General features: G+C 43.1%; 11 protein-coding genes. 4 read left to right on the top strand and 7 right to left on the bottom strand.

Annotated elements, in window-relative coordinates:
* Nucleotides 1-45 precede the first annotated feature (45 nt).
* Nucleotides 46-1,398, bottom strand: a complete 1,353-nt coding sequence (locus LC454_RS23435) for a DUF3472 domain-containing protein (RefSeq protein WP_223584874.1) — start codon at nucleotides 1,396-1,398, stop codon at nucleotides 46-48.
* A gap of 241 nt (nucleotides 1,399-1,639) precedes the next feature.
* Here LC454_RS23435 and LC454_RS23430 point away from each other — a divergent pair, with 241 nt between their 5' ends.
* The 3 genes from LC454_RS23430 to LC454_RS26490 all read left to right on the top strand — a co-directional run bounded on the left by LC454_RS23430 (nucleotide 1,640) and on the right by LC454_RS26490 (nucleotide 5,452).
* On the top strand, nucleotides 1,640-2,098 hold the full coding sequence (locus LC454_RS23430; protein WP_223584873.1) for a GNAT family N-acetyltransferase: 459 nt from the start codon (nucleotides 1,640-1,642) through the stop codon (nucleotides 2,096-2,098).
* Between the two features lie 12 nt (nucleotides 2,099-2,110).
* A complete protein-coding gene (locus LC454_RS23425; protein WP_223584872.1) occupies nucleotides 2,111-2,941 on the top strand; it encodes an arylamine N-acetyltransferase family protein in 831 nt (276 codons plus the stop codon).
* Between the two features lie 177 nt (nucleotides 2,942-3,118).
* The gene (locus LC454_RS26490; RefSeq protein WP_262903140.1) at nucleotides 3,119-5,452 is read left to right on the top strand and encodes a TonB-dependent receptor; all 2,334 of its coding nucleotides are present in this window, start codon (nucleotides 3,119-3,121) and stop codon (nucleotides 5,450-5,452) included.
* Here the strand turns inward: LC454_RS26490 and LC454_RS23410 are convergent.
* The gene (locus tag LC454_RS23410) at nucleotides 5,418-6,587 is read right to left on the bottom strand and encodes a PepSY-associated TM helix domain-containing protein (RefSeq protein ID WP_223584871.1); all 1,170 of its coding nucleotides are present in this window, start codon (nucleotides 6,585-6,587) and stop codon (nucleotides 5,418-5,420) included. The two genes, LC454_RS26490 and LC454_RS23410, sit on opposite strands and share 35 nt — an antisense overlap.
* A 340-nt stretch (nucleotides 6,588-6,927) precedes the next feature.
* On the opposite strand from LC454_RS23410, the gene LC454_RS23405 reads away from it, so the two are divergent.
* Nucleotides 6,928-7,665 carry a hypothetical protein gene (locus LC454_RS23405; protein WP_223584870.1) on the top strand — a complete coding sequence of 246 codons (738 nt, stop codon included), beginning with the start codon at nucleotides 6,928-6,930 and terminating at the stop codon, nucleotides 7,663-7,665.
* Between the two features lie 111 nt (nucleotides 7,666-7,776).
* Here the strand turns inward: LC454_RS23405 and LC454_RS23400 are convergent, their stop codons facing one another.
* The 5 genes from LC454_RS23400 to LC454_RS23380 all read right to left on the bottom strand — a co-directional run bounded on the left by LC454_RS23400 (nucleotide 7,777) and on the right by LC454_RS23380 (nucleotide 15,245).
* Complete coding sequence (locus LC454_RS23400) at nucleotides 7,777-7,989, bottom strand: hypothetical protein (RefSeq protein ID WP_223584869.1); 213 nt, start codon at nucleotides 7,987-7,989, stop codon at nucleotides 7,777-7,779.
* 229 nt (nucleotides 7,990-8,218) lie between these two features.
* Nucleotides 8,219-9,646, bottom strand: a complete 1,428-nt coding sequence (locus tag LC454_RS23395; protein WP_223584868.1) for an MFS transporter — start codon at nucleotides 9,644-9,646, stop codon at nucleotides 8,219-8,221.
* Between the two features lie 34 nt (nucleotides 9,647-9,680).
* Nucleotides 9,681-11,039: a TolC family protein gene (locus LC454_RS23390; protein ID WP_223584867.1), complete on the bottom strand. Its 1,359-nt coding sequence runs from the start codon at nucleotides 11,037-11,039 to the stop codon at nucleotides 9,681-9,683.
* A gap of 24 nt (nucleotides 11,040-11,063) precedes the next feature.
* Nucleotides 11,064-14,165: an efflux RND transporter permease subunit gene (locus LC454_RS23385; protein ID WP_223584866.1), complete on the bottom strand. Its 3,102-nt coding sequence runs from the start codon at nucleotides 14,163-14,165 to the stop codon at nucleotides 11,064-11,066.
* A 6-nt stretch (nucleotides 14,166-14,171) separates the two neighbouring features.
* Entirely contained in the window at nucleotides 14,172-15,245 is a 1,074-nt protein-coding gene (locus LC454_RS23380; protein WP_223584865.1) for an efflux RND transporter periplasmic adaptor subunit, read from the bottom strand.
* Between the last annotated feature and the right edge of the window lie 311 nt (nucleotides 15,246-15,556).

The raw sequence follows: 15,556 nt of genomic DNA, 5'->3' as shown, positions 1-15,556 counted from the left end.
CCCTTCTCAATATTTATCCGAGATGATCCCTTGTCGCGTTTCAGGTTATGGTAGTGTCGTAAGATCTATCGCAGGCGCAGCATTTCCATTAGTTACGGTAAACATAGTACCCGGGCTGACCACGGTATTGAAAAAACCACCATTTTTAAGGAAGAAACTATTTCCATTGCTGCCACCCATGGCATCAATGCGCTGGTTGCTGGAATAGGTTCCATCCACTGTAAATTTCGCCTGAACCACCGGCATCCAGGTGCCTGATGCAGTCCTTATCCATTGATTTTTATAATCTGCTGAGCGTCCAAGGTAACCGTTATCGGCGTTAAAGTTTTCAAGGAAGCTATGGAAATTGGTCAGATAAGTAGATATCTTGGGTCTTTTCCAGCTCGCAACCAGTACCCAGCTATTGACCGAAGGATCATTGAACCAAGCGGTAAAATCAGTGGCGCCATTCCCATCGGGCTCACCTTTAAGCAAGAATTTGTAGCTCTTGCCGCTTGTCCAGCTATATTTCATATAACTTTGCCCACCGGAACCCTCGCCACCAAACTCGCCCGTCGTGGTGTTAGCTCCTTTGCGGTTGAGTGTAATGCGATCTTCAACGGGTATTTCCGCTGGATTGTCCGTGCTGTAAGGACTCCATACCGAAAACAGTACACGGCGCTCGGTAGCCGAATTGACCTGCATACCAAAATACCCTTGACCGAATCCATTGGCCATAAAATAGGAACCGATTTTATCTTCGCCAGCAGGGACATTGATTTCGCTATAATAATAGGAGACCTGCTGGTTAGTCGGTACAGTGTACCCCAAGTGACAGGAAGGTCCACGTCTTGACCAATAGTAGGTATTGTTGACATTGTTGTCGCTGTAGATGGCAGTACCGGTTGTCGCTGATCCGCTCAAAATAAGATGGGAGACATCGGCAAAGTAACCACCGGTTTTGGAAACTCCCTGCAGATCCATTTTGACATAACCGCCAGCATTTATTGTATAGTTACCCACGGTATAATCCTTTACTGTGCCGCCCTTGAGGCTCAGCTGCTTACTCACACCGTTGATGGTCAACTTGACCACGCTGCTGTCACCATTGGGCAATACTTTGGCTCGGATTTTCACACTTAATGTTCCTGCCTGTGGCAATTTAGCATAGGTGCTCACAATACTGTTGGCATTGGTCCAGTTGGCTAAGCCATTGCTATTGATGACTTCAACTGCCCCGGAAGGTGCTGCTGTAATAAAGGCATTCCCGCCCAGGGGGACCTCATAACCGTTTGGACCTGGTGTGGCTGCCCGCAAGGACAGCTTTTCTTCAGTCTCCGATTTTATAACGGTTTTTTGACAGGAAACAAAACAGATCAGTGCCGCACTGAGCAGTGCTGCAAATTTAATTTTTCTCATAATTTATCTTTAATTGTTTACTATTAATTTATCAAAAAACTTACATGTTACGAAAAGGAATTAAACGCAATCGATTGTGTTATTTACTTCTGTAACAAGTTCTGCACTTTTGCAGCAATTTACAACGGCTTGACATTTAAGCTGCCCCTTGAATCACCAATTTTTGTATATTGCATTAGCCCCTTATTACCCCAAATTAGAACAGGTATAATTACAATTAGCACAAACACAGCTCTTAGGAATGGAACTAAAAATCAGACAAGCACAGGAGAATGAAATCGATGTATTATTGGAATTTGAACAGGGCATTGTAGCAGCCGAGCGCCCCTATGATGAAACCTTAAAGGAAGGAAAATTTCATTATTATGATCTGCTGGAATTAATAAAATCAGCAGAAGCAGAGGTACTGGTTGCTGCAATCGGCGAACAGATCGTCGGATCAGGCTATGCCAAAATAGTCGATGCCAAACCCTATCAAAAGTATGCAAAATATGTCCATTTGGGATTTATGTATGTCAGGCCTGAATATCGCGGTCAGGGTATCAATAAATTGATTCTGGAGGCATTGACGAGCTGGGCAAAGGAACGAAATATCTCCGAGGTCAGACTGCAGGTTTATGATCAAAATGAAAGTGCAAAAAAAGCATATAGCAAAGCAGGGTTTAAGCCCAATTTATTGGAAATGAGAATAGAGATTTAACTTCATAAAACAATGGAAGACCCAACATTAAAAGACTATCTGGAGCGAATAGCAATATCGGATGGTGTTTCTGGGGATCTGGAAACATTAAAAAAGCTTACGCAAGCGCATCCAAAGCATATTACCTTTGAAAACATAGATTCATTTACAGGCATCGTCCCTGCAATAGATACAACGGATATTTTCCAGAAGCTGGTCACTGAAAAACGGGGTGGTTATTGTTATGAACAGAATTCTTTATTCAAAGAAGTTTTGCAAGCCCTGGGGTTTAATATAAAAATGCATTTGGCGCGAGTGTTGTGGAGCAGCAAAGATGGCTCGGAAACCGCACGCACGCATATGCTGCTGACGTCCGATATCGAAGGCCAAAAGTATCTGGTGGATGTAGGATTTGGCTCGATGACACTGACGGCACCGGTATTATTTAATTCGGAGCAGGAGACTCCAAACGGTCTATTTCGCCTGATCAGCCTAGATGATAATTTCTACCGATTGGATGTGTTCAAAAATGAGTGGTTACCCATTTATAAGTTTACTTTAGAGGAGGTTCAACTATCGGATCTGGATATGGCCAATTGGTACGTAGCGACCGGCCCCAGTTCGATGTTTAATAAATTTCTGATGATCACCCGTGTCGATGAGCATGCACGATACGCGCTTTTCAACAAGGAATTTAATATCCGTGATAATGAGGGTGGCAAGAAAAGCAGTGAAATCAGCAGCGAGGAGGAGCTACAGTCGGTTTTGACAAACTACTTTAAACTCAATCTGCCAGCATCCTTATTGACAGCGCTCTATACCAAACTTAACGCAATTCAAAGTAGCTTTCAGGTTACACAGTAAGGGGTTGCACGCAGCACGGACAATAGGGCTTGTCCGTGCTGCGTGCTCAATAATTGATAGCTTGTCATTATTTTTCTTGTACCTATATTTAGATTTATTCAAAATAATGATATCTTTGGACTGTTATTATTTTGAATTTAATCGGTACCATAATCATCTATCAGACCGCTACAAGAAATGAAAGTTAACCCATCTAAGCTCACAATCGCATTATTATCTTGTTCTTTTTCATTATACCCATTAGTCTCCGCGGGTTCAGTATTTATCAGTAAAATTCCTTTATATAATTCAGTTCCCAAAAAACATCAAAAGGGTTCGATCTCAGGTCGAGTGGTCAATGCACAAGGTATTCCTTTATCAAATGTGCATGTTCAGCTCCAGGGGGCAAAGAGCAGCAAGTCTGACAAAGATGGTTACTTCAGATTAGCCGATATTGATTATGGTAAATACCGTTTGACCTTAAGCTTCGTAGGATTTGGTAAGCAATCTCATGACATTGAATTGCGCGAGGACAAACTTGATTTAGAAACTTTTACGTTGAATGCTGAACAACAGAGTTTGGATGAGGTTGTGGTGACAGCAAGTCGATTAGCAGAACATATTGATGAGGTACCCTCATCGATCACCTATATCGGTAGTAAGGCGCTCGATCAACAGCGTCAGATCAACGATAACCTACCATCCATCTTGATGCAGAAGGTGCCCAGCATTTCACCCAGTGAAGAAAGCCAAAATAATTTTATAGCCAAAATTCGTGGACGCAATTTTTTGGTATTGATTGACGGTATTCCACAGTCTACTCCTTTACGCAACGGTGGGCGCGACTTGCGGACGATAGATGCCAGTGCAATCGATCACATCGAGGTTATTAATGGTGCTACAGCGATGTACGGCAACGGAGCAGCAGGAGGTGTGATAAACTACATTACCAAAAAACCGCAACATGGTAAAAAACTGAGTTCGTCAACCTACCTCAATAATTCATTGAGTCTGGTAAAGCCGAGCGACAGCTATGGCTACAATATTGCGCAGGTATTTTCAGGGCAGCTAGACAAATGGGATTATGTTATTCAGGGTAAAGCTGGACGTTCGGGTGTAGTGCGAAGCTCCGATGGGGCTGTTGCCAGTCCGTTTTATGGACTGGGTGAGACAGATTCTTATAATGTCCTCGCCAAAATTGGCTATCAAATAGCCCCTGATCATCATGTTGAATTTATGGGTAATTATTATCGTAGCTTACAAGATAGTAAATATGTCGGTACCAAGGGCGATTTTGGCAAGTCTCCTGCTATTGGTATCCCTTCGGACACCGTCATTAACGGTGGCACCCCTTATAACAAAGCATTTCATTTAAAGTATGATGGTCAATATGGAAAGACGATAGCAAATTTGAGCTTGTACTATGAGGATATGAATACGGTCTTTGAAACTTACAACCAAAATTATTCTGACCACAAAGGAGCAAGGCTAAACTTTAATACACCTTTTCAACTGGGTGCATCGACCAACATGTCTCTGATCTACGGTGCTGATTTTCTGAAGGATCATACCGTACAGAAAACCATGAAAGATGATCTGGTTACACCAGATATGAATATGAATAATATCGCTTTTTATGTGCAGAGTAAATTGAACATTGGTACTGACTGGATTCTAAAAGGCGGGGTGCGCTATGAAAATATTCGGTTTAAGGTGGGTGATCTGACCAAAAATGGAAAGCTAACTGCTGGTGAAAATAATAATTCAGACGCTTTTGTCTTTAATATCGCCACGCGGTACAATAAATATAGTTATGCGCAACCTTTTGCTTCCTTTTCTCAAGGATATTCTATCGGTGACGTCGGACTTATTCTGCGCAATGGTGTACCATTGAGCCAAATTGATCCTAAACCTGTTGTGGTCAATAATTTCGAACTGGGTGTAAATGGCAAGATGGATATATGGGACTACCAGGTGACAGGGTATTATAGTACGTCTAAGAAAGGAACCACTTTTGCGGAGACTTCGACACCAGGCAATTACGAATTGACCCAAGTACCACAACGCATTTATGGCGTGGAGTTTGTCGGAAACTTAAAACCCGTCCGATGGCTATCATTGGGTACTGTGCTTGGTTATATGGATGGACGTCAGGATCTGAAGAATGAAGGCAAGTACAAAGATAAATTAGACAACTCCATTATTTCTCCATTCAAAATTAATCTAAATGCCGATTTCAAGTTAACGGATCAATGGAATGTGTATTTGCAATACCTTCATTTGGGTGGGCGGGATGTATTTCCTGCAGCAGAATATAATTATGGAAAATACCCGATTTCCGGTTATAATCTGGTTGATTTCCAAACGAGATATAAATACCAGAAGTTTACCTTTTTATTCTCCATCAACAATTTATTCAATGCCGATTACTATCCCATCCATGCCGAAGTACGTGGTGCAACCAATGAAGGACGCTATTACATCAAGGGAACTGGCACTATGGCAAATTTAGGGGTACAGCTTGACCTCTAGGTCTACGCTTTTTTCTGGCCGTTGTCTTTTTATTTCTCTTGTTGAGCCATATCCAAAGACCGGTTATGGGAAGAGTGGCAGCCAAGCTAACGGCCAGAAACAGGACAATTTTTGAAGGAAGACCAAATACCGAACCAACGTGGATGGGTTTGACCATCTTTCGCATTTGTTCGGCCAAAGGCAACTTGTTCATGGGGTTGTTTTTAATCAGCTTTCCAGATCTGCTGTCGAAATAGGCCTGATTGATCTGCAACAGTGTGCCAGCAAAAGATTCCTTTGTCAATGAAAAAGCTAGATTTCCTTGATCCGGAAATGTCATTAGTATATTTCCCGGGTTAGGATAAAGGTTGTTAATCTGCTGATACATTGTCTCAAGCGGCGAAAAGGCAACAGGAATGTCCGTTGTTGGATTTTTTACCCTTTCTTTTGTTATCTTGATATCTACACCAAATAGTCTAAAAAACTGCTTATTGTACCAGTCAAAGCTCCAGGTTAAACCTGTTAGGGTAAAAATAAGGAGGAACAATGCTGCATAGAGCCCCCCGACAGCGTGAAAATCCCATACTTTTCTTTTGGTAGAAGCGGACATTTTAATTTTAAAACGTTGCTTGAGCAGGAGTTTATTTTTAGGCCACCATAGATAAATCCCGCTTATCGCGAGAAATAGGGTTGCAATGGCCGAGATCCCCGTAATGGTCGTTCGAATTTTGTCCATCAAAAGAAAGCGATGAATGTCTAATACTCTTTGAAAGAAACGCTCAGCCTGTGCTCCTTTGGACAAGACTTCACCTGTATAAGGGTTAATATAGGCATACCAATATTTTTCTTTTTTTGAACCATATTGAATCCGATAGCTTCTAGCGGGATCAGCGGGTATTTCAATACGAAAAAGCCTTTTATCCGGAAAAATATTTTTTGCCCCTGACACAATCGCATCGACAGGTAAGCGACTTTTTAGGGCAACAACTCGCTGTTCTTTGGGCCATAGCAAAGGCGTCAGTTCTTTCTCAAAACTTAGGAGCATTCCCGTGACACAAACGGTCAAAAAAATGAGGCCAAAAAATAATCCGATATAAAGATGTAGTTGTTGAAATACTTTTTTTAGACTGTTTTTGGGGGTCGTCTTATTTGCCATTGCTTTTGATAAAGTACGATGATAGGACAAAAGTACAGTATTATTAGTAATAATTCTAAACAAGAGAGGTGAATTCGAATAAATATTGGGTTAGCTTTACTATATTATTTATCTGTCGTCCAACAACCGAATGCTGAAACACAGTATTGTAGATTTAGGTATGGAGAAAATGGTGGTAGAAACTATGGTATTAATGTTAGCGATTCAAGGGTACGGGAGCTACAAGGGGAAACGTTTCTTTGCAATTGTTCAACGAATCGTAATTTTCTGTTGACGGATTTTAAATAGGAGGTCATGGCTATTGTCGAATGCTTTATTTTTATTTCGAAAATTTATATAGATGAAAATAATTTGGACATGCATTCAATGGTTAGTGGTTGCCGCCTTCATCGTTGTGTTCGTTTTTGTATTCAACAGTTACCGCTATCTACTCTATGCCTTGATATGTTCTTCCGTGCTCTATTTTCCATTGACAAAAATAATTGCCAACAAATTAAGCAATCAAGATGGCAGCGAGAAGGTTCGATATGATGTCAATGGAAAACGTGTAACAATGCAAATGAGCAAGCTCACCGCATCCGTCATTTTGTTAATCGTTGTTTATAGTGTAGTGATTAGTGTCTTTTCCATAAGTCCATATTTGGAGCGGAAAGAGTTTGTACTGACGCATCCAAATTGGGTCGCGGTAACACCTTCCATCCTAAACCTTACAGCTGACATTCAACGCGGGAAGAATAAATATGCGTACATAGATTTGGAGTACCAGTTTACTGCAGATAAACATTCGTATTCAAAAAAAATAGGTAAAGCAGAAAAGTTGTATTCATTTTTTCCCATTATCGGGAAGCGACGTTTTGAGGAAATGCGGATTGACTTGTTAAACAGAGCAACCAAAAAAAATATCGCTAAAGAATGCCTATTGTTTTATAACCCTAACGATCCCGAACAGCAAAAGTTTTTTCTAGCTAACGATAATTTCTATCCACAGGGATCATGGCTGTACGATATGTTGTTTGTATTTTCCACAATATTTTCTGTTATTGTGATTATGGCCATGTTGTTTAAAATAATACCATAATAATAGCATGAAAAATCAAATCATCCAAAGATGAAAAAATGCTTAATATTGCTTGCAATTGTTCCGATTATTAGGCAATAAAACGGAATAGCGATAATAATCAGGGGATTATTACATTAGATTATTGATGTTGCATTTTAGCTGGATCGTCATAATATGCATAATTCGGTCTTTATCCTCGTCGGCAATTGGGTTTTCACCACCTGAGGGCATATCTCCGAATCGGCCAACAAAAGGAAAGTCTCCACCAAATACAGATTTATAGAAATCAAAGGCTTCCTTACAATTTCCGTTAAAGGTTAAATAAACATTGACTGTTGCCATATTTTTAAATTTTAATAATAATCAAGTTAAATTATACGTTGAAGATCCATTTCCGTTGGGTATCAGCTGCTGACGCGGGGTCTTTTCTTTTCCTAAGATGACAACATCAATAACCTTATTTTTGTTCTACACATTTAAACAAAAACCTCCGCAACCGAAAGCTATTATTTATTTTTCTTTCGGTCGCGAAGGCCTGTTATAGTCCGGAGGAGCAATAGCAATTTTTTAGCTATTGCCGGATGGTTCTGATCGAACCAATAACAATTAAAATTGCTACAATACAGAGGGCTCCCGCTGAGAAAAATGCTGTTTGAAAGCCTGCATTTAATGCATCGGCATCGGATGCACCAGTCATTTTCAAGCTATTGGTTTTCGCAGCGGAAACAGCCACGATAATTGCCAAGCCCAGGGCCGATCCGACCTGATAACTTGTATTCACCAATCCGGAAGCTAATCCCATCTCGTCCGGTTTGGCCCCGGACATCGACGCAATCGTTCCCGGAATATAGGTTAGCGACATCCCCAAAGCTCCCAACAAAGAGGCTGGCAGTACATCTTTCAGGAAAGAACCATCTGCTGGAATCGTGCTAAATAGAAATAAGGAGCCCGCAAGGATGACCAGACCAGTTATAATATTAGTTTTGAATCCGAACCTCGCGACCAGTTTTCCTGTAAAACCGACCATCAGGATCATAATGGCTATGGTCATCGGTAACAGGGCTAGGCCGCTATGAAAGGCTGAATAATGCAGAATCTGCTGTAGGTAAAGGTTAAGAAAAAACCATAGTGGAATCCAGGCGGCGGCCAATAGCGACATCATCAGGTTACCTGCCGATAAATTAGGGACCTTAAAAATAGTCATCGGTACAAGTGGATCACTTTTCTTTTTCTGCAGCATAATGAACACAATAAATAATAGGATCGATATGCCCAACAATACTACTGTCTGTAAGGAACTCCAGCCGACATGTTCTGCCGACACAATGGTATATACCATCAACACAAGCGCGATGGTGGCCAATATTGCTCCGGCAAGGTCGATTTTTCCTTTTTTTGTGCTGCCCTTAAACAACAATCGCTTGCTGAACAGCAGGACAATAAGCCCTGCGGGGATATTGATCAAAAATATCCAGTGCCAGGAGAGCCATTCTGTAATCACACCACCGAGGAAAACTCCGGCGGATCCACCAGCTGCTGCCGCGGCTCCCCAAAATCCGAAAGCGCGATTGAGCTCTTTTGGATCGGTAAATTTAGACATGACCAGGGTGAGGGCGGCAGGAGCGATCAGGGCAGAGCCCAGTCCCTGTAGTCCACGACCAATATTCAATACCAGTTCAGACCAGGCGATACCGGCTAAAAATGATGCCGCAGTAAGAATACCAAATCCCCACATAAAGATCTTGCGCGCACCAAAGAGGTCAGACAAACGCCCGCCAAGCAGCAGGAAGCCACCAAATAGGATAACGTAAGCGTTAAAAATCCATTGCAGACTGGATTGTGAATAGTCTAAATCGGCTTTTATTGCCGGAAGGGCGACTCCGATAATGGAGGTATCCATAATGACGATAAACTGCGCCGTGCAGAGTAGGAAAAGTGCTGCCCAGCGTTTTGGATAAGGTACGGTTTTACCCTTTTGTTCGATAGTTTGCGTATTCATGTTGTACGTTTTCTTTAAATTGTCTGTGTAAAATCTACTGGTTTATTTTTGATTTCAGGTCCAATAATCCCAAGGCATGTTGCATCTCCGTATGGAGCATCCTCAGGTTGTAAGTGGCCCGTAGCCGGTTTATCCGTGCCTGTGTCAGTGCGAGGTCAGCATCCGTCAACTCAAGGCGCGAACCTAAGCCATTTTTGAAACGGTCTTCGTTCATCTGATAGTTCAGTTCTGCTGAACTAACGGTTGTTTTCTGGATCTCCAATTGTGTAATTGCTTCTCTCCATTTGCTGATGATAGCGGCCAGTTGGGTTTTGATTTCATCTCTAAAATCGTCTAAGCGTATCTGTTCCTGTTTTAGTTTAATGCTCGCCTGATTGATTTGCGATCGGGTCCTGTTGCCGTTGAAAATCGGTATGGACAGCTGTAGTCCCAAAAACGATGTTCTGGGCCAGGCATAGTCCCCCAAGCGCATATTATCTGCTTGGGCTTGCACCTGATACTGACCTACTAATGCCAGCTTGGGCAGGAGCTCGGCCTCTTTGGCTTCTATCTTTTTCTGTTGAAGATCAATGAGCAGTTGCTTTATAGCAAGGTCCTTACGATTTTGAGCCGCCGTTTTCAATAGATCATCCAATAAATAAGTTTCCTGCTGGCCGCTAAATTCCAGCTTATCACTCAATACAATACCTTGGGATTCATCTATTCCAAGCAACCGTTTTAATTCGATGAGCGAAACATGGGTATTGTTTTTCAGATACGAGACCGATGACTTGATATTTTCTACCTCAATAAAACTGCGTAGTGTATCAGATTTCAGTGCCCGACCTTGTACAAATAGGGAGCGGGCATCATTCAGGGATCTGATATTTCGGAGCAAGCTTTGTTCAAGTAAAGTTAGTTGCTCGCTCATGATCAATATATTAAGATAGTTTACCGAAACCTGAAGCGCAACTTTACTTTTAAGGTCAGCTGTTTTTTGAAGTTCGATCTGTTCATTGATAAATGCTGTTTCCCTTTGCCTGCTGAGGTCTACCGCAAAAATGGGTTGATACAAGGAGAGCATGCCGTTAAAAGCATTTTTTCCTCCAACAGCAACATCTTGTACGGGTTTGCTTGTACCGGCAAAATACCCCGGTAGAAATATCGTTTGCCGGTCAAAGTAGTAGGAATAGGCCACGTTTGCCGTAATGGTGGGTAATAAAGCTCCTCTGCTTTCCGTTGTCAGCGCTGTCGCATGTATTTCCTCCAATAGCTGTGCCTGTACTGTTTTATTTCCCTTTTCTGCGATTTCCAATGCAGCAGTGAGGGAGAGGGCTTTATCCTGAGCAAGCAGTGGTTTGCCTCCGTAGATCAGCAGCAGCGTGGTAATGCATGTATATATTGTTTTTTTCATTGTAATAAACTTTGAAATTGATAATTAGTGCGTTGCGTTTTCATGTAGGCTTTCGACATCTTCTTCAACAATGACTTCCCTGCGCTTATTACTGGACAGGTAGGAGTAGACCGCCGGGATAATAAATAGCGTGAGGATACCGGAGAACACAAGTCCACCAGCGATGACAATGCCTAGGGACTGACGGCTGTTTACTGTAAGCGCAATGGGCAATGCACCGAATATCATCGCCAAGGAGGTCATCAGTATGGGACGAAAACGCTGTTCAGCGGCTGTAATGGCGGCATCATATTTCGAAAGTCCGGTATCTTTCAGGTGATTCGCAAATTCGACGATTAGAATACCATTTTTGGTAATGAGTCCAACGAGCGTAATGATGCCGATTTGACTAAATACATTTAAGCTCTGACCAAACCAGTGCAGGCTCAGGATAGCTCCTGTTACTGCCATCGGTACCGTAAGCATGATGGTGAGCGGGTCTCTGAGACTTTCAAACTGGGCGGCCAATATCATATAGATGAGTAGAAGCGCCAATATTAATGTGAAGGTGATATTGCCCTGGCTTTCGCTGAAATCGCGTGACTGCCCAGCTAAGGAGGATTTAAAATTCTCCCCAAGCACTTCGGCTTTTATTTTTTCGATCTCCTGGATAGCTTCAGCAAGGCTTACACCCGGCATGGGGGCTGCGGATATCGTAGCAGAGGTATATTGATCGTATCGGTAAATCGCGGCTGGACTTACAGCTTCTTTCGTGGTGATCAGGTTACTCAGTGGAATCATCTGCCCCGTAGTTGAGTGGACATAAATACCATTTAAGTCATTGATATCATTCCTATAACGGCGTGACAACTGTCCAATCACTTCATATTGACGGTCATCACGTAGGAAGTAACCATAACGTTGTCCCGAAAGGGATAGCTGTAGGGTACGAGCCACCTCTTCGATGGATACACCCATCAGTGCTGCCTTCTCCCGATCTATCGTTATTTTTACCTCTGGTTTGTTTATTTTAAGATCTGAATCGGCAAACATCAATTTTTTGCTCTGACGTACCGCACCCAAAAATTTAGGTAAGACAGCGGTCAAACTATCCAGGTTTTGTGCCTGTAACACAAACTGGACTGGCATACCACCACCATATCGGGTGCCAATAGTTGGCGGAAGATAGGGAAATAGGAGAAAACCACGGAAATTACCTGAGGCAGCACCATATTGGTTGTATAGGTCCTGGATAGACTTTTTCCTTTCTTTCGGGTCTTTCAGGTAGATACTTTGCACCGCAACATTCACCGGAGCGGGAGCAGGGATAAAGGAAATGGCCACCATGGAATAGGTCTGGTACAAGCCATCGGTAGAATCGTTTACATACTTACCGACCTCGATCATATTCTTTTTCATGTACTCAAAAGAAACTCCTTCGGGAGCTACAGCAATCAGATTCATATTGGAGCGGTCTTCTACAGGTGCAAGTTCCGATGGCAATTGTTTACCGACGAAGTAGATCAGTCCTGTCGTAACAATCAGAAACACCCAGGCGAGCCAGCGTACTTTCATGAAAAGAACCAGCAATTGCGTATAGCCGTTATTTAAGCGGACAAAAAAAGGTTCAGTCACCCGATAGAACCACCCTGGACCAGCTTTCTTTTTGAGAAAATAAGCGCTCAGCATGGGTGTCAGTGTCAGGGCCACGAAAGCGGAAACCAGGACAGATCCGGAAACTACAACGGCAAACTCAAGAAAGAGCTGACCGCTGATACCGCCCATAAATACAATTGGCAAGAATACCGCTGCCAGGGTAATTGTGGTTGAAATTACGGCAAAGTAGATTTCTTTGGAACCTTTAAATGCGGCCTGTATCGGGGACATCCCTTCCTCAATTTTTTTGTAGATATTTTCAAGTACCACGATAGCATCATCGACCACAAGTCCAATTGCAAGCACGAGCGCCAGCAGTGTGAGCACATTGATGGAAAAACCAGCAATATACATAATGAAAAATGCAGATAAGATAGATACCGGTATGGCCAATACCGGTATAATGGTCGAACGCCAGTCCCGAAGGAAAAGAAAAATAATAAGCACGACCAATCCAAATGCGATAAATAGGGTTTCTTCAACCTCCTTGATGGATTCACGGACGGAACGCGTGAAATCAAATCCTACAATAAGTCGGTAATCGGAAGGTATATCTTTTTTGAGCTGTGCCAGGCGTTTATAAAATTCGTCCACAACCTCTATGGCGTTGGCATCACGCTGGATCTGTATCGCTACCCCGATACCGATACGATTCAGATTGCCTGTCTCGTTGATAATAGCGGTACGTTCGTTCATTTCACCAAGTTCTGCTACACCGATATCCTTCAGTTTGATAACGCTGTTGCCGACTTTTTTGATCAGCATCTCATTAAAATCTGCGGCACTGTTGAGTCGTCCCAGCGTCCGTATACTCAATTCGCTGTGATCACCTTCGATGCGGCCGGAGGGCAGATCAATATTCTCTCTGAGTAGGGCCTGTCGGACATCTTCGGGGGTAAGCTGATAGGAAGCTAGTTTAATCGGGTCAAACCGGAGTCGCATGGCATATTTATGCTCTCCGACAATAGCGACGTTATTGATTCCCGGAATGGATTGCATCCTGTCTTTGATAACCGTGGAGGCAATATGACTGACCTCTTTGATATCTTTTGTATCACTTTCTACTTCGAGAAAGGCAACGAGGTTGTCTGCGGAGGATGCTTTCTGAACAATAGGTGGATCTACATCTGCTGGCAGCTGCTTCCGGGATTTGGCGACTTTGTCTCTGACATCATTTAACGCGTCCTCAATGTCAGTCTCACGGTTAAATTCGACCGAGATCACACTGACCTGTTCACGTGATTCCGAAGAGATTGTCCGGATACCACCGGCTTCGGCGATAGACTCCTCCATAGGGCGCGTAAGTTTGGATGCAATGACATCAGGGCTCGCACCGGGGTAGAAGGTAATCACAGAGATGACCGGAGGCTCGGTAAGTGGAAACTCCCGCACCCCCAACTGTTTCCATCCGACAATTCCCAATATAACCAACAACAGAGAAAATACTCCGGCCAATACAGGCTTTTTAATACTTAGTGACGATATACTCATGGCATCTTATTTAGTTGGAATAATAGCTTTTACGGGTGTGCCATCTCCAATACGCAACATATTGGAGACAATAACGCTGTCACCGGTACTCAGACCGGATGTGATGACGGCATCGGCTTCCGTTCGGTTACTGATGGTGACGGCAATGGGTTTCGCTTTGCCATCGACGATAACAAATGCATTGTATCCGCCATCACCGGGCATAAGGGCCTCAGTAGGCACCTTGACACCCTTAGCTTCCTTGTCGCTGCTGCCAAAATGTATTTTGGCGGACATCCCTGGGCGGAATTTTTTATTAGAGTTGTCCACGCGCGCTTGAACTTCCAGACTTCGGCCCGAAGCATCCAGCCCCGGCTCGGTAGCGAGTACCGTCGCCTCAAGTTGCTCTGCGGATAGTGCTGTTGTGAAGCGGACTTTTGTCCCATTGTTGATCAAAGGCAGGTGTTTCTCAGAAATAGAAAAGTTAATCTTGAGGCTGATTTGATCCTGTAGAGTAACCAGCGCGGCACCAGGGATAACATAGGCACCTACATGCACTTTTGAAATACCTATTTTTCCGGAAAAAGGAGCTCTAATGACAGTCTTCGCCAGTTCTACACGGAGCAATTCCTGTTGGGCGGTTAAAGAACGAAAGCGCATAAGTGCTTCATCGTATTCCTGTTGTTTGATCGTTTCGGTTTTCAACAGGTTCTGTAACCGTTCTTTGTTCAGTTTTGCGAGTTCCAATTCAGCTCCGATCTGATTAAGACGTGCCCTGATATCGGTATCATTCAGGATATAGAGTATGGCTCCCTGCTCCACGTAGCTACCGTCCTGAAATGCGACACGGGTAATTTTTTGTGGCAGTTCGCCGACAATGGACACTTCCCGATAAGGCATCATGGTTCCAATAGCGGTCTCATCGTGATGAAGTTGCTCCTCCTGCGCGATCAATATATCGACAGGCAACCGCGCATCATCAGCTTTGGTGCTGCTCGGTGTTGCCGCTGTTTTTTCAGGCTTGTTCTCACAGGCAATAAGTATGATACCAAGTAGAGGAACTAACATACCCGTCCTGGATTTTGTTGATTTGTATAACATGGTCTTGCTTTTTAATTGTGCAATAAATGATTAAACGTTACTATCTTTATAAATTGATCATTGGAATTTTCCGGACATTGTGTCCAGATCGTTTATCCGAATACAAAATTGGCGATACCCGCGCAGGCGCAGCGTATGCAACTCCTTATTCGATTTATAAGATTTACTGATTTTTCCAGCGACTCTAACAGCGACGAAGAAGTTGGCCGATGCCGATAGAGATTGCGTGCGAACCCCGTAACATCAGATGCTAAGGTTCATTTGTTCCGGAAGGATTAAATACGAAAGGGGCGGAGTATAAAAAAGGAGAG

The organism is Sphingobacterium sp. GVS05A (assembly GCF_019969845.1).
In the GTDB taxonomy this organism is placed as follows: domain Bacteria; phylum Bacteroidota; class Bacteroidia; order Sphingobacteriales; family Sphingobacteriaceae; genus Sphingobacterium.
The sequence above is the reverse complement of the archived record's forward strand: the minus strand, read 5'-3'. Positions and strand labels throughout refer to the sequence as shown.